The sequence below is a fragment of the Aurantimonas sp. E1-2-R+4 genome, assembly GCF_036549515.1.
Lineage (GTDB): Bacteria > Pseudomonadota > Alphaproteobacteria > Rhizobiales > Rhizobiaceae > Aurantimonas > Aurantimonas coralicida_A.
Map to the genome: position 1 here is coordinate 120,895 of NZ_JAZHLK010000004.1, position 22,389 is coordinate 143,283.

Below are 22,389 nucleotides of genomic sequence, written 5' to 3' on the forward strand. Positions count from 1 at the left end.
TCAGTCGATCGGCACCACGACGAAGCGCAAATCGCCATTGGCCGAGGCCAGGAGCAGCAGCGCGTTCTTGCGACCGTCCTCTTTCAGCTTGGCGATCTTGCTCGCGACCTCCTTGGCGCTGGACACCTCTTCCTGGGCGACTTCGCGTATCGTCACGCCGGCTTCGATGCCCTTTTCGGCGGCTCCTGAATTCGGCTTGACCGCGGTGATCACCACGCCTTTGGCGTCCTCGGCCAGGCTATATTGCTCGCGCAGCGGGCCATCCAGATCGGTGAGCGTCATGCCAAGGATTTCGACGCTCCCCATCTTGGAATTCTTGTCGCCGCTTGGTTTCGTCGAACTCCCCGTCGATTCCCCGGCCTTTTCCATCAGCTTTTCGCCGTCCTCCAGCCGGCCGAGGGTGACCTCGACCGCCATCGACTCGGCGGGATCGGCGGCGGCAGCCTTGCGCAGGATCTCCACCGGAACCGTCTGGCCGACGGGCGTCTCGGCGACGATGCGCGGCAGATCGCGGGACGTATCGATTTCGCGCCCGTCGAAGCTGACGATGACGTCGCCGACCTTCAACACACCGTTGTCGGAAGGGCCGCCGGGAACGATGCCCATCACCACCGCGCCCCTGGCTTTGCCGATGCCCAACCCCTTGGCGATGTCGTCGGTGACCGCCTGCAGCCGAATGCCGAGCCAGCCGCGCCGGGTCTCGCCGAACTCGCGCAGCTGGTCGATGACATTGACTGCGAGCTTCGACGGAATCGAGAAGCCGATGCCGATCGAGCCGCCGGTCGGCGAGATGATGGCGGTGTTGATGCCGACGACATTGCCGTGCATGTCGAACAGTGGGCCGCCGGAGTTGCCGCGATTGATGGCCGCGTCCGTCTGAATGAAATTGTCGTAGGGACCCGCGTTGATATTGCGGCCGCGGGCCGAGACGATGCCGATCGAAACCGAACCGCCGAGGCCGAACGGATTGCCGATCGCCATCACCCAGTCGCCGATCCGCAGACTTTCCGAATCGCCGAACTGGACGGCGGTGAGCGGCGTTTCCGACTCGACCTTCAACACCGCAAGGTCAGTCTTCGGATCGGTGCCGAGCAGCTCGGCTTCGAGCTGCGTGCCGTCGGGAAAATTCACGGTGATCTTGTCCGCGTCGGCAATGACATGATTGTTGGTGATGACGATGCCGCTCGAATCGACGACGAAGCCGGAACCGAGCGATTGCAGGCGCCGCTCGCCGGCCCCGTCTTCCTGCTTCAAGAGATCGTCGAAGAAGTCCTGCAGCGGCGAGCCCTCGGGCGCCTCCAGCTTCGGCACGCCTCGTCCGGGCATATCGACATTCTGCGACGTTGAGATGTTGACCACCGCGTCGAGCAGCTTTTCAGCCAGATCCGCGACCGATTCCGGTCCCTTAAAGGGCGACGAGCCCGGAGTCTGCGGCGGCGTCGCGACGTCTGTCTTAGGGTCGGCGCCGTCGACGGGGGGCGCGGGAAGCGCCGGCACGACGGCGTCGGGCGCCGGCACCGGATCAACCGGCTGCGCGTGGGTCGCGATCGGGGCAAAAACCGACGTGGCCGCCAGAACGAATCCAGCCGTGGCGGCAATCGAAAAGCGGCGCAGGCGGATTGTCATCATATGTCCTTTCGCAGGCTCGACACGGCGCCTCAAGCGCCGCGCGGCCACCTCATAGACGTGACCTCGAAAGGCCACGGAATCAAGAAGTATACGGCAAGGTGAAGCGTTGGTGATGGAAGCCACCCTGCACCCGTCCCGGCGTCCTGCGGTTGAGCGTCGCAGCATGTTGCTCCCTCGCCCTATGAGATCCGGGTCAGACCGGCATCCGCATCCCTTGGCGCAAGACCGACAATCGCGAAGCGTTTCCAGGAGTCGGTCCACACTTGATCGACGCTCCACGCGCTAGCGGCGGCAACGGCGGCGAAGCCTTCCAGCGAATATTTGCGCGAACTTTCGCTGTGGATCGTTTCACCGGCGGAGAAATCGAAGCGATGGCCGTCGATCCTGACGGTCCGGTCGTCGAGGCTCTTCAGGTGCATCTCCACCGCCGAGGTCTCGTCGTTCCAGCGCGCCTCGTGGACGAAGCGATCGAGAGGAAAGTCGGCCTCCAGCTCCCGGTTGATCCGGGCAAGAAGATTGAGGTTGAACGCCGCGGTCACGCCGTCTCGGTCGTCATAGGCGGCAAGGAGAATGCCGAGATCCTTCTTCAAGTCTATGCCGACTACCGCCCGCCCGCCGGACCCAGCGTGACGGCGCATCCGCCGCAAAAACGCATCGGTGTCGGCGGCGTCGAGATTGCCGATCGTCGAGCCGGGGAAAAAGCCGCAGCGCAGCCCATCGCTCGGAACATCCGCCGGCAGATCGAAATCGATGGTGAAGTCGGCGATCACCGGCACCACCTCAAGAGCCGGAAAGCGGCTTTCGATGCGGCGCGCCGACTGGCTCAGGAAATCGCCGGAGATATCGATCGGCACGTAAAGCGCCGGCTCGCCAAGTGCCTCCAGCAGGATTTCGGTCTTGATACCGGCCCCGGCGCCATATTCGAGCAGCGTGACGTGGGAGCCGCAAAAGGCCGCGATCTCCTCCGCTTCCGAGCGTAATATCCCGGTCTCGGTGCGGGTCGGATAATATTCGTCGAGCCCGGTGATCTCCTCGAACAACTCCGAGCCGCGGTCGTCGTAGAGCCAGCGGCTGGGCAGCACCTTGCGCGGCTGCGACAGCCCCGCGATCACGTCGGCGCGGAACGCTTCCCGCTGCCGATCGACCAACTCGGCCTGATCGAGCATCTCAGACGTCCTCCGCCAGCCGCAGACCGGAAAACTGCCAACGCGCGTCTGGCGGGAAGAAATTCCGGTAAGTCGAGCGGATATGACTCGCCGGCGTCACGCAGGAGCCGCCGCGCAAGACGAACTGGCCGCACATGAACTTACCGTTATATTCGCCCACCGCGCCTTCGGCCGGCTTGAAACGCGGATACGGGGTGAACGGGCTCCGCGTCCATTCCCAGACCTCGCCGAACATCTGACGGAGCCCCTCCCCGGCCGCAGCGGCCGGCTTCGGCCGCAAGCGACCGGAATCGGCGAAGTTGCCCTCCAGCGTCACGTCGCTCGCCGCGTGCTCCCACTCCGTTTCGCTGGGCAGGCGCCGCCCGGCCCACGTCGCGAAGGCGTCGGCCTCGAAATAGCTGACATGGGTGACCGGCGCCGATCGGTCGACCGGCTGCGCGCCGCGCAGCGTCATCGTCCAATACTCACCATCCCGCTCGTTCCAGTAGAGCGGCATCGACCATTTTTGCGCCAGGATCGTCGCCCACCCGGCCGAAAGCCACAACAGCGGATCGCGGTAGCCGCCATCGGCGATGAACTCCATCCACTCGCCGTTGGTAACCAGCCGGTCGGCCAGCCGGAAGGGCTCGGTCAGCGCGCGGTGCCTTGGGCCCTCGCAGTCGAAGGCAAAGCCCTCCCCGTCATGGCCGATCTCGACGATGCCGCCCTCGTAGCTACGATAGCGCGCCGGGTCGGGCTCGCCGTTTCCAACGCCGAGCGGCTCCGGATCCTTATAGGCGGGCCGCATCGGGTTTTGCGCGAACAGGTGCAGGATATCGGTCAGGAGCAGTTCCTGATGCTGCTGTTCGTGATGGCAGCCGAGTTCCACCAGTTCGGCCACTGCCGGCGACGGGCTGGCATTCAACAAAGCCACGACGGCATCATCGACATGGTCGCGATAGGCGAACACCGCATCCAGCGACGGCCGCGTGATCATGCCGCGCATCGGACGAGGATGCCGCTCGCCGATCGTCTCGTAATAGGAGTTGAAGAGGAAGTTGAAGCTTTCGTCGAACACCCGGTAGCCCGGAACGTTCGGCGCGAGCACCATGGTCTCGAAGAACCAGGTCGTATGCGCGAGATGCCATTTGGCGGGACTTGCGTCCGGCATCGATTGCACGGTCGCGTCGGCATCCGACAGAGGCGCGCCGAGACCGCAGCTCGCCTCTCTGACGGCACCATAAAGCTTCAGCGTCTGTGACGAGTCGGCCGAGCGGCTGGGGGAAGTAGCGACCATGACAACGGGTCCTTGTTCCAAGACTTCGCTTCAGCGAGCCATCCGGACATCGAGGCTCGCTGCGATCAGCCCCTGCAGCCCGCAGAAGCACGAAGGGCATGACGTAGCCCACGCAAAGCATCCTGCAAGGCGATCACGATCATTCTATCGGTCGGCGACCCACGATGCCTTTCGTCTCAGGCCGGATTTTAAGGTGATCGCTTCAGGGAGGACCAGACGCGTCGCAACATTGTGATGCGCGGCTGACAGGTCGACGCGTCTCGCGGGGCCGGCATCGCGCCTTCGGACCTGCAACGGCAGCGACACAGCGGCTGTCCAGAGCGCCGAATCGCCGGACGACCGACCGACGGGACGTCAAATCCGGAAAATGCGACTTCTTCAATTCATCGAGAGGGTTATCGCCGGGTTAGCCAAAAAGACCGAGGGCGTAAAAACCACAGGGTCAGGCGCAAGCCACCGTCAGTGGCGCACGAGCCAGACCAGACCGACACCGAGGATCATTGCGACGAGCCCACCGGCCCGCATCGAGGCATCCGGCATCGCCTCGGCCATCCGGCCGATCCGCCGGATCGTGTCGGGAGACATGCAATAGACGACGCCCTCGATCACCAGAAGGAGACCGAGGGCGGCAACGAAATCCGTCACTGGGTGGCGGCAGCCGGTTGATCGGCCTCAGCCGCCGCGCCCTGTTCGGCGGTGGGCGCCGCGTCTGACGCGGGCGCCAGTTCAGGGGCGGCCGCAGCCGCCTCGCCGCTCGTCGCCGAGTCCGTCGACGAAGGCGCGGCCGCTTCGGGCTGCGCCGGCGCTTCGGCGGATGGCTGTGCGCCCAACAGATTGGCCCCGGACGTACCGATTCCCTCTTCCGAGCCACCATCGGCCCTGAAATAGCGGAAGAATTNCTTCGGCGGATGGCTGTGCGCCCAACAGATTGGCCCCGGACGTACCGATTCCCTCTTCCGAGCCACCATCGGCCCTGAAATAGCGGAAGAATTCGGAGTCCGGCGACAACACCAGGGTCGTTCCGGAATTCGTCATCGCTTCCCGATAGGCCTGCATCGACCGGTAGAAGTCGAAGAACTCCGGGTTCCGGCCGTAGGCTTCCGCGAAGATGCGGCTGCGCTCCGCTTCACCCTCACCCTGCAGGATCTCGGCGTCGCGCTGCGCCGAGGCGACCGTTTCGACGACCTCGCGATCGGCGGCGGCACGAATTCGGCGGGCGGCAACCTGGCCACGCGCCCTGAGGCGTTCCGCCTCGGCGAGGCGCTCAGCCTTCATGCGCTCGTAGGTCTGTTGCGAGACCTCCTGCGTCAGATCGGTGCGGCGAATCCGCACGTCGGTCAGCTCGAGGCCGAGCGAGGTGGCGTCCGGCCGAAGCTGGTCGCGCACCTGGCGCATCATGTCGGCGCGCTCCTCGGACAAGGCAGCCTCGAAGCCGCGCAGGCCGTAGACCCGACGCAATGCCGCGTCGAGGCGGGTGCGCAGACGCTGTTCGGCCTGCTCGACCGATCCCGAGACCGTCAGCGCGAACCGAGCCGCGTCCGAGATATGGTAGACGAGAAACGCGTCGACCTCATAGAACTTGCCGCCGGACACCTGAACCCGGATGTTGTCGAGATCGAAGCGCAACAACCGGTCGGGGAGCTTCCTGACATTGTCGGCACCAGCGAAGGAGAAGGGCAGCTTGAAGTTCAATCCCGGCGCGTCGACAACGCGCTGAATTTGGCCAAAGCGCAGAACGACGGCCTGCTCCTTCTCGTTGACGATAAAGATCGAGTTCCACAGGAGAAGCAGAACGACGGCAGCCGCGATGACGATCGCGTAAAAGCGGTTGTTCATCAGTTTGCTCCCTGCGGGGCCGGTGCCGCCGTCTCGCCGGAGTTCGCACTATTATCCGATCGGCTCGGACGCTGCAGTTCGTTCAGCGGCAGATAGGGCACGACCCCTTGGGTCCCGCCGGCGCCTTTCTCGACGATCACCTTGTTGGAATCGCGCAAGACCCCTTCCATGGTTTCGAGGAACAGACGCTTGCGCGTCACGGCCGGAGCCGCTTCGAATTCCTTCAGGATCGACGAAAAGCGCTGCGCCTCACCTTCGGACTCCTGGACGACCCGGTTCTTGTAACCGGCCGCATCCTCGCGGACCTGGGCCGCCTCACCGCGGGCCTGGCCGACCTTGTTGTTTCTGTAGCGATTGCCTTCCTCGACGAACCGGTCCTCGTCCTGTTCGGCGCGCTGCACCTCGTCGAACGCGTCCGCGACCTGGCTCGGCGGTGCGGCGTCCTCGATCGAAATCCCGTTTATCCGAAGACCGGCACCATATTCGTTCATGGTATCCTGGGTGATCTGACGCACCTCCTCGGCGATCCCGGCGCGATCGTCACGGAACACGTCCTGAACCGGGCGACGCCCGACCACTTCGCGCATGGCGCTTTCCGAAACCTGCTGCAGCATGGCAACCGGATCCTGAACGTCGAAGAGATAATTCGCCGGATTGTCGACCTGATAGAGAACCGCGAACTGCACATCCACGATGTTCTGATCACCCGACAGCATCAGACCGGAGTTCTCTCCACGCTGGCCGCTGCCAAGCGTCATCTGACTCTCGACGACCGGCACCGTATCTACCGTCTCAAGCGGCCACAGCATGAAATGCAGTCCGGGCTGGGACAATTCCTGCTTAGGCTTGCCGAACAACATCTCGACGCCGACCTCGTCCGGCTGGACGGTGTAGACGGACTTGAAGAGCCACAGCACCAACAGACCGGCAAAGATGAGAATTCCCCAGGCCGCAAAGCCCGGCACGCCGGAACTCCCGCCACCACCGCCGCCGCCGGGTATCGCCCGTCGCAGCCGGTCCTGACCACGTCGCAGGATGTCCTCCAGATCGGGAGAGCCCCCAGCGCCGCCGGTTGGCCGTGGGCCTTGCGGACGTTGGCCCCAAGGACCCCCATTGCCGCCATTGCCGCCGCCTTTCCAGCCGCCGCCGTCGCCGGTCTGATTGCTCCAGGGCATCGATATCCTTCCAGTTCCGAGAAATCCGTGGCCGTCGCCTGCGACGATCCAAGCGTCAATCTGTTAGTGTCCTTATAGGAACTGCCAAATCCGCTTTCAACGCAGGCGCAACCGTTTCATCTCCCTAGGCGTCATGATGGTGAACGGCAACCTCGGATCGGCGCACATTTCGGAAACGACGAGCGCCCCCGACTCGACCTCAACTCCGGCGCCGCTCGTAGATGATGAAGCGGCTGTCGGCGCTGTCGTTCTCGGAGCGCGGACAGGTTTCTTCGTGAAATTTGTGCCAGACGGCGGGATCGATCGCGGGAAATATCGCATCCCCCTCCACCACGGCGTCGATCTCCGTCACCATCAGCCGATCGGTTCGGTCGAGAAGCAGGCGATAGATTTCGGCGCCACCGACGATCGCGACCTCGTCGGCTCCGCGCTTTTGCGCACATTCGAATGCGCGGTCCAACGCCGTCTCCGGCGAGTGCGCCAGCAGCGCCCCTTCATAAGGCAGGTCGGCCGAACGGGTCAGCACGATCGTGTCGCGTCCGTCGAGCACCCGACCGATCGCGTCGAGCGTCTTACGCCCCATGATCATCGGCTTGCCCATGGTCAGACGACGGTAGCGCTTGAGGTCGCTCGGCATGCGCCATGGCATCGCGCCGTCCTTGCCGATGATGCCGTTGCGGGCCATCGCGACGATGGCGACGAGTTCGGGCTGGCGCATCAGACAGCCACCTTTGCCTTGATGTGTCCGTCAGCCTCGTAGCCTTCGAGGCCCATATGCGCGATGCGGAAGGCGAACAGGTCGGTGATCTCGGGATCGAGCCACAGCGTCGGCAGTGGACCGGGCTTGCGGGTCAGTTGCAGCCGCGCCTGCTCGAAATGATTGGCATACAGATGCGCGTCTCCCAAAGTGTGCACGAAGTCACCTGGCTTAAGGCCGGTCGCCTGGGCGACCATCGCGGTCAAAAGCGCATAAGAGGCGATGTTGAACGGTACGCCGAGGAAGATGTCCGCCGAGCGTTGATAGAGCTGGCACGACAGCCGCCCGTCGGCGACGTAGAACTGGAACAGGCAATGGCAGGGCGGCAGCGCCATCTCGTCGACCAGCGCCGGGTTCCAGGCCGTGACGATCAGTCGGCGCGAATGCGGATTGCGCCGGATCTCGTCGACGACCTTGGCGATCTGATCGATGTGGCCACCGTTATAATCGGGCCAGGAGCGCCATTGCGCCCCGTAGACCGGGCCGAGGTCGCCGTTCTCGTCCGCCCACTCGTCCCATATGCGGACCCCGTTCTCCCTGAGATAGGCGATGTTGGTGTCGCCCTGCAGAAACCACAGCAGTTCGTGGGCGATCGACTTCCAGTGCAGCCGCTTCGTCGTCAGCATGGGAAAGCCGGCGGACAGATCGAAGCGCATCTGATGACCGAAGACCGAGCGGGTTCCCGTGCCGGTCCGGTCGGAGCGGTCGGTCCCGTGGTCTAGGACATGGGCGAGAAGATCCAGATACTGGCGCATGGCGACATTCCCTCCGGTTCAGGCAAGACCGGCTCTCGGCAGATTACTGCGGCGACGTCCTCGATCGGGAGCGCGTGTTATCAGAGTTTGATCGGCGAAACGATCGATGAAGACGGTAACCGGAGAAGCCGGCCGACAGGGGCCTTGCGACCCGAAATCCTCCCAGCCGGCCGTCCCCGGCTGTTCAGTTGATCGACTTTGACCGATTCCCTCAAGTTTCGGAAGCGTCTAGCCCTTTTCATGCCGTGACGATCCCCTTATATTGCGCGTGCCGGCTTTCGGGTCGGCTATGGCGATAAACGGCCGATGTAATAAACCTATCGGACCCGGGGGCGGTACCCGGCGCCTCCACCTGGACCCACGTTTCGCTTCGCATGAGCGGTGGGTCCAGGCGGGGGCGAAATAGGATCGACGAGGGCGTAAAGATCGGACTTTTGCTCGGCATGGTACCACCGTTATCGGGCTGTTTTATAGTTGCAAACGACAACTATGCGGAAGCACGTCTCGCTGCGTAAGCAGTGTGATCGCTTCAATTCAAGTCCTGGGGGTTCGCACTTCTAGGCGGGGTTCGGAGGCACCTGGCAACAGAAGCCTCCACTTTTTTATGGGGTGCGTTTGAACCGCCCGCCCCCTCCGCAGCTACGAGAATTCAGGACACCGCAATGGGCCAGGACCTTATCCGTTACGATGTTCTCGCGCAGGAGGCGCTGCGCGGCGTGATCCGAAAGGTGATCGGCGAGGTCGTCAAGACCGGCCTTCCGGGCGAGCATCATTTCTTCATCACCTTCCTGACCTCCGCGCCGGGTGTGCGCATTTCCTCGCGGTTGCGCGAAAAATATCCCGAGCTGATGACCATCGTCATCCAGCATCAATATTGGGACTTGCAGGTCACCGACACGACCTTCGAAGTCGGCCTGTCCTTTTCCGACATCCCCGAACGTCTGCTGATTCCCTTTGCCGCGATCCGGGGCTTCTATGACCCGGCGGTGAACTTCGAACTCGAATTCGACGTCAGGGGGATCGACGCCGCCAACGAGCAGTTGGATGCCCCGGAGGAAGGCGAATCGCACGGCCCGGTTCTGGTTGGCTCGCCAACCCAGATTACTCCGGCCAAGGCCGCGACGAAGCCGAAGGGCAAGAAGTCGCCCAAGGATAAGCCGAAGACCACGACCGAGAGCGAAGAGGCCGGGGACGAAGCGCCGGAAAAGAAAGATGCCGACGTCGTCTCCCTCGACGCGTTCCGCAAGAAGACCTGAGCCCGGCGATGTCCGCCGACATCGTCAATCTCCGGCTCGCCCGCAAACGGCAGCGGCGTGGCGCGGCGGAGCTTGAAGCCGACGCCAATCGAATCCGGCATGGAACGCCGAAAGCGCTGCGGGACGAAGCCCGTGTCGAGCGGGAGCGTGCGAGCCGTCTGTTGAACGGTGTGAAGCGCGACCGTGCGGCGCCGATTGAAGCCGAACCGTCCGCACCTGCCCGTAAGAGCCCGGGCGAGACCGGCAAGCCGTCGTGATCGTCAAGCGCTCGCTGGCGATCCGTGGTCATGCGACATCGATCAGCATCGAGGACAAATTCTGGAACCGCCTGCGCGCGATCGCAGCGGCACGCGGTCTGGCGCTCGCCGCGCTGGTGGCGGAGATCGATGCGGCCCGCGCGCCGAACACGAACCTTTCCTCCGCCATCCGGCTGTTCGTTCTGGACGAGGCGCTGGCGCGCGCCGATCCTCCATCCGGGGGACACGGCTGACTCCATCGGGCGTCATGCCGATTTGCGCCGCATGAACCCGCGCGTTGCATTCGGCCGGAGAGACCCTTTCAGCGTAGGCGGATGAGCTCATGTCACCGCGAGTTGGTATCAAAACTCCAGCGGATTCTCGACGCCCGGCAATGAGGGAAAGCGGGTTTTCCCACCCGACGGCGCGCTGGGAAGCGGCCTGTCGAAGTCCAGCCTCGGCGCCGCGCTGGCGCTCGGTGCCGGCGGCGGCTGGCTTTGCTGCTGGCGTCGGCGTTCCGCGGCTTGGCGTTGGCGTTGAGCTTCCGCTTCGGCTTCGCGGCGGCGCGCTTCCTCCGCCTCTTTGCGACGCGCTTCTTCGTTCTGCCGCGCCTCTTCTTCCTCCGCGCGACGCGCTGCCGCCTGTTCTTCCCGCAGTCGCGCCGCTTCGGCCGCCGCCTGCTCCGCCCTGAGCCTCTCGGCCTCCTCGGCGGCACGCTGCTCTTCCGCGATCCGCATCGCCTCCGCCGCCCGCCAGCGGTAGAATCGCGCTTCACGCCGCAGCCGCAGGGTCTCCTGAAGGCTCTCCTGCATCGCCTCCACCCGCGCCTGTTCACGCTCCAGCGCGCGCACCGCGAGGTAGTTGGCGAGCGCCGTCGCATCGACCAAAAGCGCCGGCTCGGCAAGCGGGCCGGTCAGGGAATAGAACACCGTCGGCTCAGCCCCTTCCACGCGGTCGTCACCGGGTTCGATGGCCAGTGTGAGATCGGCGGCGACCGTCAGATCGGTCAGGTCCACGGTCCCGTCCAGGGTCAGTTTCTCATCGCCGTCCTTTATGCTGACCGGCGCAAAGCGGGCGCGCCCCGCCGTCACGGAGAAGGCGCTCGTTGCGGCCGGAACGGCAAAGCTGGTTTCGGCCGACAGAGCCCGCAGCGTCGCGCCGGTATCAGTGTCGGGCTTGAAGCCCTCCTGATCAGCCGCCGCAAGCAGCGGCCGGAATACCCCCTGCGGCACGCCGGGCACGCGCGCATTGGCGATCGCGACCTGACCGGCGCCGGTTAGACCCGATACCAGCGCCCCATAGGACTGGCCGGTACTGTCGAGCCGGATATTGCCATCGAGACTCGCAGTCGCCCCATCGACTGCCAGATCAGGCCAGAATTTGGCGAGATCGAAGCCGCTGGCCTCGGCTTCGAGCGTCCATCCGCCAATGCCGTTGGCATTGCGCAGCATTAGCCGGCCGTCGAGACGTCCGCCCGCCGCGGCGACGCTCGCTTCGTCGAAGGTCAGATTGCCCGCGTCTGCCGACATCCGGGAGGCAAAATCCGTCATGACCGGACCACCAAGGTCGAGCTGCGCGGCGGTAAGCGCCACCGAAAAATCGAGACCGGCAAGAGAACTCGGCCGGAACGCCTCGCTTGGCCAAAGTCGCTTTGGGTCGCCGTCGTCGAGCGCGCGCCCATAGACCAGGCTCGCAAGCCACGGCATCGACAATTTGTCGAGGCGCACCGTCCCCTCGAAAGGTTGCCCGCGTTGTTTTCGCAAGGTGGCGTCGATCGTCGAACCGGCGATCTGGCCGCCCAGGTCGCGGATGGTCCAGTCACCTCGCTCATAGACGACCGTCCCGGTCAGATCGAGCGGGGCGGCGTCGAGCGACGCGCCAAGTTCGACGCCGCTCGTGCGCAGCCATGGCAGCGCGTCGCCGCTCTTGACATAAAGCAAGACGTCACCGCCGGAAACTCCCTCGGGCGTCACATCGAGGGTACCATCCAGACTGATTTCACTTCCCGGCGCGCGCAATGTCGCCGAGGCGACGATGGGCCCGGTCGCCGAGGCCGACAAAGACAGCTCCGCTTCCAGCGGCGCCGGCGCGCCGGCTTCGATGGCTGTCAGCCCGAGCTGGCCGAGCAACACTGTCGGCCGATCGTTCTCCAGACGCAGATCGAGACCGAACCGACCACTTTCCGCCCGCGCGTTGAGGCCATTCTCGATCGACGCCAACAGATCGATCTTGCTGCCATTGGCGGTCCCGTCGAGACGCACCAGCAGGCTCGGCGGTTGTCCCGCCTTGCCTCCAATCGTCTCCACCGCGCCAGCGAGGGCCAGCGGCGCCAGACGCGCCGCCTGCCCGTCGATCGCTTCAAGCAGGGGTACTCCCGGAAACCGCGATCGCAGAAATTCGAAGAATTGCTCCGGCTTGCCGGAATCGAGCGCCACGGCGAGCCGCCCGCGCGCATCGCCGCTCAGTTGCGACAGCTCCCCCCGGGCCGACAGGCTGGCGCCAGCGAGACCGTCGACGTCGAGCTTGCCGATCGCCAGCGTGTCGCCGTCGTAGCGGATATCGCCGTCGATGCGCTCGGCCGAGGCATTGCGGAACGTCACCGGGCCGGCGGTCAAGGCCACATCGAACTGGTCGGCGTTCGCCAGGGCGTCCGACGGGCCGGTAAACAGTCGCGTCAGGGCCAGAAGCGCATCGAGATCGACCTTCCCCCCCTCCATATCCGCCGCGATCGTCGTCCGCTCGCCTACCCTGGAGCGCTCCAGCCGGCCGGTAAGTTGGTCGCCACCGATATCGAGTTCCAGGTCGGTGAAGACCTGTTTCTCGGCGGTCAGCACCGTCTTCGCCGCCAACCCGGCGCCGGCCAGGGCGCGCACCGACGGGTCGACATCGCCGGTCAGCCAGTCGGAAAAGCCGGATGGTTGGCGGGAGGCCACAAGCAGGTCGCCGCGAAAGCCGAAGCTCTCGTCGAGATCGACGACGCCGCTCGCTTCCAGCCGGGTCCGGCCCGGCAGTTCCGCCGCGAAGCGGGCCAGCGTCCAGCCGGAATCGGTCGGGCTTGCCGAAAACGCGACATCGCGAATCGTCGTGTCGCCGGCGACGACCACCGGCAGCGAGATGGCCACGGTACCAGGGATCGTCGGCCTGGGTATGTCCGCGAGGACGGCGCGCACCGCCTCGAGCCGCTCCGCAAATCCGATCGCGGCGGCTTCCGGGCTCGCCTCGCCTGTCTCCGCGGCGCCGGATGCGATCGTGTCGACATCGACCTGTTCGCCCTCGAGATCCAGGGAGAAATGCGGCACCGCCTTGAAATCGAGGCGGCCTTGGCCGGTCAGGAGATAGGGTTGTTTGCTGCCGCCCGCCTGGACACGCAGGTCGAGGACTTCGGCGGCCGTGGGCGTCAGGGTCACCGCTCCGACCGCCCGGACCGGCAGGACATCCGGCTTTGCCGACGTATCGGCCGCAGTGTCGGACGATGCCGCGTCAGCCGCCGCGAACGGGTTGCCGTCGACCACCGCCGCGCCGCCCGTCGCCGCCTCCGGCAATGGCCGCCTGATGACGGCGGTTCCGGCGAATTGCGGCCGCCCGTCCTCGAACCGCGCGGCGCCGTCGAGCGCAATCTGGGTGGCGAGCGTCTCGTTGGCGGTGACGAGGCGAACCGGTACCGATCCATCCGCCTGCCGCGTTCCGGCCGCCAGCGTGAAGGCGACCGCCTCGCCGCCCAGCTTGAAGCGTCCGCTCCCATCGAGCGGCCCGGCCAGTGAGCCGGCCGACAACACCGCCTCGACGCCGGACAGCTCGTGGCTGCGTCCGGTCAGGCCGTTCTCGATACGGACCGTGCCGTTGGTGATCGCGACATTGTCGAGCACCACCGTCGCGCCGGTTGGAATCTTCGGCTTCTCCACCACCCAGTCGATCGAACCGTCCGGCCGAATCGGAATCCGGATGGAGGGCCGATCCAGCGACATCGAATAGATGAAAATCTCGCCGGAGAGATAGGGCGCGAGTTCCGCGTCCATCCGGAACCGGCCGATCGTCGCCAGCGCCGCGCCCGATTCGTCCAGCACTTCGACGTCCCCGAAGGTGACCGAGGGAAACGGCAGCAACCGCGCCGAAGCCTCGCCCCTGACGACCACGTCGCGGCCGAGAATCGCCGAGGCCTCGCGCTGGAAATCGTCGCGATAGGCGGTCCAGTCGATGAAATACGGCGCTACCAGCGCCCCGATGAGCGCCAGCACCAGGAGGCCGCCGAAAAGAACGAAGGCTCTGACCAGGATGGGGCTCCTCTTCTCGTGGTCGCAATTGCGGCGAGCCCGCGCCGTATGATGCCAAGCGCCGCTTGTCTCGCGCTGACCGCCGCCAGCCGTTCGGCCGGGCCTTCAAAGGATAGGCCAGAACCGGGCCCCGATGTCGAGACCTGACCGCGTCCCGATCAGGGCAGGATCTTGCCGGGGTTCAGGATATTGTTCGGATCGAGCGTGGTCTTGATGGCGCGCATCACGTCGACGGCGTCGCCCAGCTCGCGCCTGAGATAGCCGCGCTTGCCCTGGCCGATGCCGTGCTCGCCGGTACAGGTGCCGTCCATCGCGACAGCCCGCTCGGCAAGCCGCGCCATGAAGGCTTCCGCCGCGGCGATCTCCGCGGCGCTGTCCATGTCGAGCAGCAGCGTCACATGGAAATTGCCGTCGCCGACATGGCCGACGATCGGCGCGATCAGGCCGGCCGCATCGATGTCGCCTTGCGTTTCCGCGATGCATTCGGCCAGCCGCGACACCGGCACGCAGACGTCGGTCGCGATGCCCTTGGCGCCGGGGCGCAGCGCCAGCGCCGCCCAGTAGAACTGGTGCCGGGCCTTCCAAAGCAGCGCCCGCTCCTCGGTCCGCTTGGCGCCCTGGAACGGGCCGCCGCCGTGGTCCTCGGCGATCGCGGCGAACAACTCGGCCTGCTCGGCGACCGAATTCGCCGAGCCGTGGAACTCCAGGAACAGCGACGGCCTGGCTTCGAGGTCGAGCTGTGAATGGGCGATCGCCGCCTGCATCGACAATGTGTCCAGCAGCTCGATCCGGGCCACCGGAATCCCGGCCTGGATGGTCTGAATCACCGCGTCGCAGGCGCTTTTGACGTCCGGAAACGGGCAGACGCCAGCCAGAATCGATTCGGGAATGCCGTAGAGCTTGAGATTGAGCTTGGTGATGATGCCAAGCGTGCCCTCCGAGCCGACCAGAAGCCGGGTCAGATCGTAGCCTGCCGAGGTTTTCTTGGCCCGCCGCGCGGTGCGGATGATCTTGCCGTCGGCCATCACCGCGGTCAGCCCGATGACGTTGTCGCGCATCGTGCCGTAGCGCACGGCGTTGGTGCCCGAGGCTCTGGTGGCGGCCATGCCGCCGAGGCTGGCGTTGGCGCCCGGATCGATCGGGAAGAACAGCCCGGTGTCGCGCAAATGCGCGTTCAGCGCCTCGCGGGTGACGCCCGGCTCGACCGTGCAGTCGAGATCCTCGGCGTTGACGGCGAGCACGGCGTCCATGCGCGACAGGTCGAGCGAGATGCCGCCCTCCGGCGCGTTGACATGGCCTTCCAGCGACGAGCCGGTGCCGAAGGCGACGATCGGCGTTCGATACTCGCCGCAAAGCTGAACTAGCGTCTGCACCTCGTCCTCGGTTTCGGCGAAGAACACCGCGTCCGGCATCTGGTTCGGCAGATAGGTCGTCGAATGGGCATGGGCACGCCGCACGTCCTCGCCGGTGACCAGCCGCTCGCCGAATCGCTGCTTCAGCACCGAGACAGCGCTGGCGATGCCCTCGCGCTTGGCCGGCCGTTCCGCCAGGATGTCCGCTAACGCCATGATGCTCTCGCTCCCTTCCCGTCCGCCGCCTCGATGGATCGCCGGATTTGACTTCCCTACGCCTTGCGGCTTTCCCTTGCCGCAACGCCCTCCCGCGATGAAGAGCCCCGATGACGCCAGCGCCGCCGCAGCCGTTCCGTTCGCCCCTGATGGACCTCGAACCGCATTGGATCGACTATAACGGCCACCTCAACCTTGCCTATTATCACGTTCTGTTCGACCGGGGCATCGACGCCCTGTTCGACGCGATCGGGCTCGGCGAGCCATATCGCGCCACGCGCGGCTACACCACCTACTCCGCCGAGACCCATGTCTGCTATCTGCGCGAGGTGCCGCCGAAAGCGCGCGTCTATGCGACCGCGCAGATCATCGGCCTCGACGCAAAGCGGCTGCACATTTTCCAGGAGCTGTTCCACGAGGACGGCTGGCGCGCCGCGACGCTGGAAAGCCTCAGCCTGTCGATCGACCAGAACCATCCGTCGGGGGAGCCGAAGGTCGCGCCCTTCCCCGCCGACGTGTTCGCAAGGGTGGCGGCGGTGGCGGCGGAACACGCGAAGCTGCCGATGCCGGACCGGCTGGGACGAGCGGTGCGGTTGGGGCGGGGGTGAGGGTGAGGGTGAGGGATATGGTTCTGCACTACGGCCTTGGCGATCGCCTCGCGGCTGATGACCCCGACAATGTCCTCGGACCATGGCAGGAATGGCCTGAAGGTGAGCGGGAACGACCGCACGGATCGGTCTTTACCGTGGCGGCAAACCCATTTCCACGAGGCGGTCCAGCTGGACTGTGATCCCCGCTACCAGCGCGGGCCATTTCGGAAAGTAGAACGAGTACTTGATCACATTATGGGTCAATTCGGGCCGGATCGTCAGCGCCTTTGACAAAGCCCGGTCCGCCACCGGCTGATCGTCACGTTTGAGCGCGACTACGGCGACTGCGATATGGACGAAGGCTTCCGCGCCGGGAAGCCGGCTGGCGGCATCAAGATGCTCGCGGACATTTTCGCCCAATTCCATATCCCGCATCCAGAGGGCCATGACGACCATCCAATGGAAGGACCAGGCCACCGGGTCCCTTGGGCTGAGGCGAATGGCCTCCAGCCCCGCTCGCAGCATCTCGTCCGTATCGGGCTCGGCCTGGAAGAGATTGACGAATGTCTGGGCGCTGTAGACGGCAGCATCATTGTCGTTCAATGCCACGGCCCGGGCGAGGGCGTCGCGCGCATCCGCTTCGGCGCCCCGGATGGTAAGGAGCCGAGCGAGGGCGACATAGCCGGTCTCGAGCCGATCGTCGAGCCGTATCGCCATGCGGGCATGGTAGATGCCCGTCAGCATTTCGGCCCCGGGATCACTGCTCCGCCCGGAATAGATTCTCATTGAATGCCACTGACCCAGCAGGGCGTGGGGGAGCGCGTAGGCGGAATCGGCCTTGGTGGCGGAATGGAAAAGATCGAAGGCCGTGTGGATTCCTTCGATTGTCCGGGCCTCCATTTCGGAAAGGCCACGCTGGCACATTTCCCAGGCCGATAGGTTTTCGGGCGGCTTACGACGGGAGACCTGGCGTTCGTGTGCGCCGATTTCGGGAGCAAGGCGGGTGACGACCCGTCGGGTGATGTCATCCTGAAAATCGAAGAGGGAGGCCCTGTCCCCATCATACCTGTCGGACCATATCTGTTCGACGGTATCTGCTTCGATCAATTGTACGGAGACTCGCAGGCGATCTCCCGCTCCACGGACAGCGCCCTGAACCACATATCGCACACGCATATCCTGTGCGATCTGGCGAATATCCTTCTCACCCCCCCTGTAGGAAAAGCTCGATCCACGGGCGATGACGAACAATGAGCGGAAGCGTGACAGTTCGTTGATGATCTCGTCGGCGATTCCCTCGGCCAGAAATGAGTTCTCTCCCGAAGCCGACGCATCGTCGAAGGGCAGCACGATCACGGACGGGCGGTCGGCGCTTCCCGGTTGCACTGCGGCGCCGGCATCTTCCACACCGGTTTCGACCTGCCAGACCTCGACCGGAAACGGGATGTTGCGCACGAACTGCTTGCCGCGCGGGCAGACGCTCAGCTCGGTGTCGGCGAAGAGCATGTCGCGAACCGATCGCGAAATACAGATGCCGTTGGGAGGGCACAAGGTCTCCAAACGCGCGGCGATGTTCACCACATCGCCCAATACGTCGTCTCCGTCGATCAAGACGCTCCCGTGGTTCACGCCGATGCGAAAGCGGATACGGTTGTCATCGCACCGGCCCGCTTCGTGGCGGTGAACTGCCCGCTGCACGACCTGTCCGGCGCGAACGGCCGCCATAGGATGGGGGAATTCGACCAGAAGGCCATCGCCCATCGTCTTGATGATCCGCCCTCCTCCGGCAACAACGGCGGGATCGATGATATCCAGACGCAATTCGCGCAGGCGGGTAAATACCTCTTCCTCGGCTCTCGCGACAAGCCGCGAAAAGCCCGCGACATCCGCGGCGACGATCGTCGTTGCCTTGCGCTCCATCACATGCACGCCTGCCTCTGCACCCCATAGGCGTGGTGCAGCTTCCCTTCTGTAGGTCCGACGACGCCCCGTCAGATCACCCGATCGATCCTCTCGATCGTCGTATTCAGCGTGACGTTGAGGGGCACCTTCGTCCTCATTTCCTCCCACAGTGCGAGCCACCCCTTCGACAGGACCGTCACCATCGGCGTTGCGTCCTTGCTCTTGTAGCTTTTCAGGATTGCCTTCGTCAGTGGCAGCGATATCCAGATCATACCATAATAGGCAGGTATGTGCTTCAGCGGGCCGTACCCCTGCACGGAGTAGGAATATTCCAGCAATCCGGTGAGGATCAGCAGATCGTTTCGCTCGAGAAAATCATAGAAGCTGGAATAGCGTTTATCGAGAAGTTTCTGCGGTGGATGGAAGGGCAAGGGCAGTTCACTGCCTAAATATTGATGTACCAAAACATCGTATTTACCTAGTGCCTCCCCGATTTTCCTCTCCGTTTCCTTGGCCCTTCGGGGATCTGGCTTCTCGCCATTTGCAACCTGCCCTTTCAAAATGACGTATTCATCGTAGGAAATTGTGGCTTCCGACAGGTGGATACCAGGCGTGAGGCCTTCGGCTACCATCCCACGAAAACTGCGGTTTTCAGGATCGGAGTGATCTTTCATTATGTAAAAGCCATGACGGCAATTGCCTTCCAGGAAGCGCCCCAGTGCCGTGACCATTTTGTCATAGGCGGGTGAAAGGTAGCAGGTCCCCAGTTCGCAGGCGGTGGCAGCGCCGCTGTCATGGGGTGACGGCTCGTGAAGTGTGACCGTATGGGTCTTGCCTCCGATACGATCACTGGATTCGAGGATCTCCACGTTTCGGTATCCCCGCTCCTGCAAGCGGTGGGCGAACAGCAAGCCGCTGGGCCCCGCCCCCAGAACGATGATTGACGCCGAGAGGTCAGAAGGAAGGCGCCAGCCGAGCTTCTGCTGTTCTTCCAGCAACATGCCGCCGTATTGCCAGCATTGCAGGACGGATTCAAAGCAGGTGGAGCCATGAACGTAAATCGTATGGCCCGTTCCTTGTACACCCAGATAGTGCCACGGCATCTTCGCCGTCAGGCCATCATTGGTGAAATGGTCGAAATAGGGCGTCGTCAGAGAGATCGGCTGACCGCTATCGTCGTGAACCACCTCGAATTCCGGGTAAGGCCACCACTCCAGTTGCGGAAGCGTGTCATGCAGATTCCGCAGGAACTGCTCATTGGTCCAGGGCGTCCCTGCCGCGCCCTGAAGCTGGTAGACGGTCACCAGATTCTCGACCATGCCGTTCGCGGTTTCAAGCGAGAACTGCTTGGCGGTTTCGTTGCGGTAGCCGCTGACTGCCCCGCCCATCTCATCGATGGCATCCGGATTGAGGATGATCCCGAATTCCGGCTTTGAGCTGGGCACCTTCACTTTCACCAACGTGGTGTGAAAGGTGAAGTTCGTCAGCCGAGAGAAAACCGAAACCTCCTCGCCGGTGAAGCTACAGACCATCCTGAGATTGCGGGGATCGCATGCCACGACCAACAGATCGCAGTTTTTTTCGACTGCTGGCGCGCCGTCAATCGAAACTCTCAGGCTGACGGGCGAGGCGGAATTCGCTTTTGACAAGACATCCTCCCTGGCTTTGCAGACCAAGGCCAGCCCGCTGCTTACGTTACGATAGCATGAATATTCCTCTAGGAGAGAATGGATGGCTAGGGCGTCCCTGCTCCAGGTCCCAGTGCGCATCGCGTGAGTTCCAACAAGCAGGAACGCTCGGCGTTCGCCGATCCTGAGATCGCATGCCATGCAGACACGTCAATTGCGCAGAGCCCGGTACGAAGGATCGCTCCAATATAGCTGCATCGCCAGACCGCGGCAGATCATCGCACGAAGAGGCAACGGCCTACGAACGAGCGTTTTTTGCGAATAACCCCCACCCCCTCACCCGTAATGGTTCTGCACCACCGCCTTGGCGATTTCCTCGCGGCTGATGATGCCGGCGATGTCTTCCGGCCGCGGCAGACCGCGCACGTCGTTGACGACGATCGCGTAGGAGCGGTTCCTGCGGTTCATGCGGGTGACGACGGTGTTGAGGTTGTTCTGCGTCGAGGCGATGATGAATTCGGTCGAGCCAATGTCGGCGAGCGTCTGGCTGGCAAAACGGTCGGCGCGATAGGGGATCGTGCCGAACCGCACGAAGCCGGTGATGCGGTTGCCGTCGGTCAGGATCACCCGTGTCGTCTCGACGTCGATGTGCTTCAGCGCGTCGCTCACCGTCATCGACCCCGGCAGCATCTCGAAGCTCGTTTCCATCACCTCGCTGACCGGCTGGACCAGGAACATGTTGGTGGTCCGGTCGGTCGGGATCGGCCGGCCCCGTCGTCTCAGCTTGATCGTGTAGATGTCGGACTGGATCAGCGCCCGGCGCACGCCGATGGCGATGGCGACGGCCAGCACCAGCGGCAGGATGATCTCGTAGTCGCGGGTCATCTCGAAGATCATGACGATCGCGGTCATCGCCGCGCTGGTGGCGCCGCCGACCATGGCGCCCATGCCGATGACCGCGAAGGTCTCGACGCTGAGGCCGGCGTCCGGCGCCACCATCATCCCGAGCGCGCCGACCGCTCCGCCGAGCGTCGCGCCCATGAACAGGCTCGGCGAGAAGATGCCGCCCGATGCGCCCGAACCGAGGCTGAGGCAGGTGGCGACGAGCTTGCCGGCGAACAGCAAAAGCAAGAGCAGCGCGCTGGTGTGGCCGCCATCGATGATGTCCTGGATGGTGGCGTAGCCAACGCTGTAGATGTGGTATTGCCCGCTGGTCAGCAGGAACACGTAGCCCATCAGCCCGACGCTGGTCATGCCGATGATGTTCTGGATGTAGGGATTGAGCCTGGACTGCTCGAACAGATCCTCTGACGTAGCCAGCAGCTTGACGAAGAGCCACGCCGCGACGCCCACCACCACGCCGAGCAGCGCCGCCAGAACCAGTTCGGCGCCATTCACCGCCTCGGTCTGCCCGAAGGCGCCGAGCGGTAGCAGGAACGCCGATTCGATGCCCATGGCGAGGCGGAAGACGTAGGTCGAGGTGGCCGTCGCCACGACCACCGGCAGGAAGGTGCGGGCCGAGATCTCCGGCAGCAGCACCTCGGAGGCGAACAAGACGCCGCCGAGCGGCGTGTTGAAGGTCGCCGCGATGCCGGCGCCGGCGCCGGCCGACAACAGCGTGATCTTCTGATGCCGGACGAGTCCGAGCGCCCGGGCGAAGGTCGAGCCGAAGGACGAGCCGATCTGGATGATCGGCCCCTCGCGACCGACCGAGGCGCCCGTGCCGATCGAGATCGCCGAGGCCAGCGATTTCACCACGGCGACGACGCCGCGCACGTTGCCGCCATTGTGGTAGATCGCGTACATCACCTCGGGCACGCCGTGCCCCTTGGCCTCGGGCGCGAAGCTGCGCACCAGCCAGACGACGATCAGCCCGCCGATCACCGGAACCAGGATGATCCCCGCGCCCCACGGGCTGGGGGCGCCATAGGCGTTGGGATCGAAATCGAGGCTGATTCGGCCGTAGAAGGCGAAATTGTAGATGAAGGCGATCAGATATTTGAACACGATCGCACCGAGGCCCGCGACGATGCCGACGACCAGCGCCAACAGCAGCATGAGCGGCAGCGCGACCTCGCGCTCCGGCGGCGCCTCCGCCTCCGGTGCGATTGGCGCAACGGAAGGGACGGAGAGGCTCTCGACGGACATGGCTTCGACTGACGGTGACTGGGTTGGTAAGGCGGGCGGAACGTATCTTCTCTATTTCATTGTCGTCCCGCGATGGGAAGGGCAGCGGCGCGAAGAATGCCGCTCAATGCGAATGGATCGTTAAGTGTGGTCACACCCGACTTTCCTTTCGGCGATTCCCGGCCGATAATAGGTCGACAGCGAACGTGAGAGCCGG

At 64.3% G+C, this 22,389-nt stretch carries 17 protein-coding genes and 1 other RNA gene; 5 read left to right on the top strand and 13 right to left on the bottom strand.

The genetic code is table 11. The features are described 5' to 3' along the window. From VQ045_RS03560 to VQ045_RS03595, 8 genes are all read right to left on the bottom strand, one after another. Nucleotides 1-1,626: a Do family serine endopeptidase gene (locus VQ045_RS03560; protein WP_331829182.1), complete on the bottom strand. Its 1,626-nt coding sequence runs from the start codon at nt 1,624-1,626 to the stop codon at nt 1-3. 182 nt (nt 1,627-1,808) lie between these two features. Beyond that, nucleotides 1,809-2,795 (bottom strand): L-histidine N(alpha)-methyltransferase, encoded by a 987-nt coding sequence (gene egtD / locus VQ045_RS03565; RefSeq protein ID WP_327624142.1) that lies wholly within the window; start codon nt 2,793-2,795, stop codon nt 1,809-1,811. A gap of 1 nt (nt 2,796) precedes the next feature. Further along, nucleotides 2,797-4,071, bottom strand: coding sequence for an ergothioneine biosynthesis protein EgtB (egtB, locus tag VQ045_RS03570; RefSeq protein ID WP_331829183.1), 1,275 nt, complete (start codon nt 4,069-4,071; stop codon nt 2,797-2,799). A gap of 459 nt (nt 4,072-4,530) precedes the next feature. Continuing rightward, nucleotides 4,531-4,716 (bottom strand): DUF2065 domain-containing protein, encoded by a 186-nt coding sequence (locus VQ045_RS03575; RefSeq protein WP_327624143.1) that lies wholly within the window; start codon nt 4,714-4,716, stop codon nt 4,531-4,533. A gap of 81 nt (nt 4,717-4,797) precedes the next feature. Next, a complete protein-coding gene (hflC, locus tag VQ045_RS03580; RefSeq protein ID WP_331829184.1) occupies nt 4,798-5,907 on the bottom strand; it encodes a protease modulator HflC in 1,110 nt (369 codons plus the stop codon). Continuing rightward, on the bottom strand, nt 5,907-7,082 hold the full coding sequence (hflK, locus tag VQ045_RS03585; protein WP_331829185.1) for an FtsH protease activity modulator HflK: 1,176 nt from the start codon (nt 7,080-7,082) through the stop codon (nt 5,907-5,909). Before hflK ends, hflC begins: the two co-directional genes overlap by 1 nt. Nucleotides 7,083-7,281: 199 nt before the next feature. After that, nucleotides 7,282-7,800, bottom strand: a complete 519-nt coding sequence (locus VQ045_RS03590; RefSeq protein WP_331829186.1) for a dihydrofolate reductase — start codon at nt 7,798-7,800, stop codon at nt 7,282-7,284. Then, the gene (locus VQ045_RS03595; RefSeq protein WP_327648892.1) at nt 7,800-8,594 is read right to left on the bottom strand and encodes a thymidylate synthase; all 795 of its coding nucleotides are present in this window, start codon (nt 8,592-8,594) and stop codon (nt 7,800-7,802) included. Before VQ045_RS03595 ends, VQ045_RS03590 begins: the two co-directional genes overlap by 1 nt. Nucleotides 8,595-8,825: 231 nt before the next feature. Here VQ045_RS03595 and ssrA point away from each other — a divergent pair. The 4 genes from ssrA (at nt 8,826) to VQ045_RS03615 (ending at nt 10,340) form a co-directional block, all read left to right on the top strand. Beyond that, nucleotides 8,826-9,193, top strand: a transfer-messenger RNA (tmRNA) gene (ssrA, locus tag VQ045_RS03600). Between the two features lie 63 nt (nt 9,194-9,256). Then, nucleotides 9,257-9,850: an SspB family protein gene (locus VQ045_RS03605; RefSeq protein WP_327648891.1), complete on the top strand. Its 594-nt coding sequence runs from the start codon at nt 9,257-9,259 to the stop codon at nt 9,848-9,850. Nucleotides 9,851-9,858: 8 nt separating this feature from the next. Next, entirely contained in the window at nt 9,859-10,107 is a 249-nt protein-coding gene (locus tag VQ045_RS03610; RefSeq protein WP_327648890.1) for a DUF4169 family protein, read from the top strand. Then, entirely contained in the window at nt 10,104-10,340 is a 237-nt protein-coding gene (locus VQ045_RS03615) for a ribbon-helix-helix domain-containing protein (RefSeq protein ID WP_327624150.1), read from the top strand. The genes VQ045_RS03610 and VQ045_RS03615 overlap by 4 nt, the downstream gene beginning before the upstream one ends. A 108-nt stretch (nt 10,341-10,448) precedes the next feature. On the opposite strand, the gene VQ045_RS03620 is transcribed toward VQ045_RS03615, so the two are convergent. Together VQ045_RS03620 and VQ045_RS03625 are read right to left on the bottom strand one after the other, a co-directional pair. Beyond that, nucleotides 10,449-14,360 (bottom strand): AsmA family protein, encoded by a 3,912-nt coding sequence (locus tag VQ045_RS03620; RefSeq protein WP_331829199.1) that lies wholly within the window; start codon nt 14,358-14,360, stop codon nt 10,449-10,451. Between the two features lie 155 nt (nt 14,361-14,515). Further along, the gene (locus tag VQ045_RS03625) at nt 14,516-15,925 is read right to left on the bottom strand and encodes an FAD-binding oxidoreductase (RefSeq protein ID WP_331829187.1); all 1,410 of its coding nucleotides are present in this window, start codon (nt 15,923-15,925) and stop codon (nt 14,516-14,518) included. Between the two features lie 110 nt (nt 15,926-16,035). Here VQ045_RS03625 and VQ045_RS03630 point away from each other — a divergent pair, with 110 nt between their 5' ends. Beyond that, the gene (locus VQ045_RS03630) at nt 16,036-16,533 is read left to right on the top strand and encodes a thioesterase family protein (protein WP_331829188.1); all 498 of its coding nucleotides are present in this window, start codon (nt 16,036-16,038) and stop codon (nt 16,531-16,533) included. A gap of 132 nt (nt 16,534-16,665) precedes the next feature. Here VQ045_RS03630 and VQ045_RS03635 read toward each other — a convergent pair whose 3' ends face one another. The 3 genes from VQ045_RS03635 to VQ045_RS03645 all read right to left on the bottom strand — a co-directional run bounded on the left by VQ045_RS03635 (nt 16,666) and on the right by VQ045_RS03645 (nt 22,193). Continuing rightward, complete coding sequence (locus VQ045_RS03635) at nt 16,666-18,435, bottom strand: adenylate/guanylate cyclase domain-containing protein (RefSeq protein WP_331829189.1); 1,770 nt, start codon at nt 18,433-18,435, stop codon at nt 16,666-16,668. A 71-nt stretch (nt 18,436-18,506) separates the two neighbouring features. Further along, complete coding sequence (locus VQ045_RS03640; RefSeq protein ID WP_331829190.1) at nt 18,507-20,066, bottom strand: NAD(P)-binding protein; 1,560 nt, start codon at nt 20,064-20,066, stop codon at nt 18,507-18,509. Between the two features lie 315 nt (nt 20,067-20,381). After that, entirely contained in the window at nt 20,382-22,193 is a 1,812-nt protein-coding gene (locus tag VQ045_RS03645; protein ID WP_331829191.1) for a chloride channel protein, read from the bottom strand. Between the last annotated feature and the right edge of the window lie 196 nt (nt 22,194-22,389).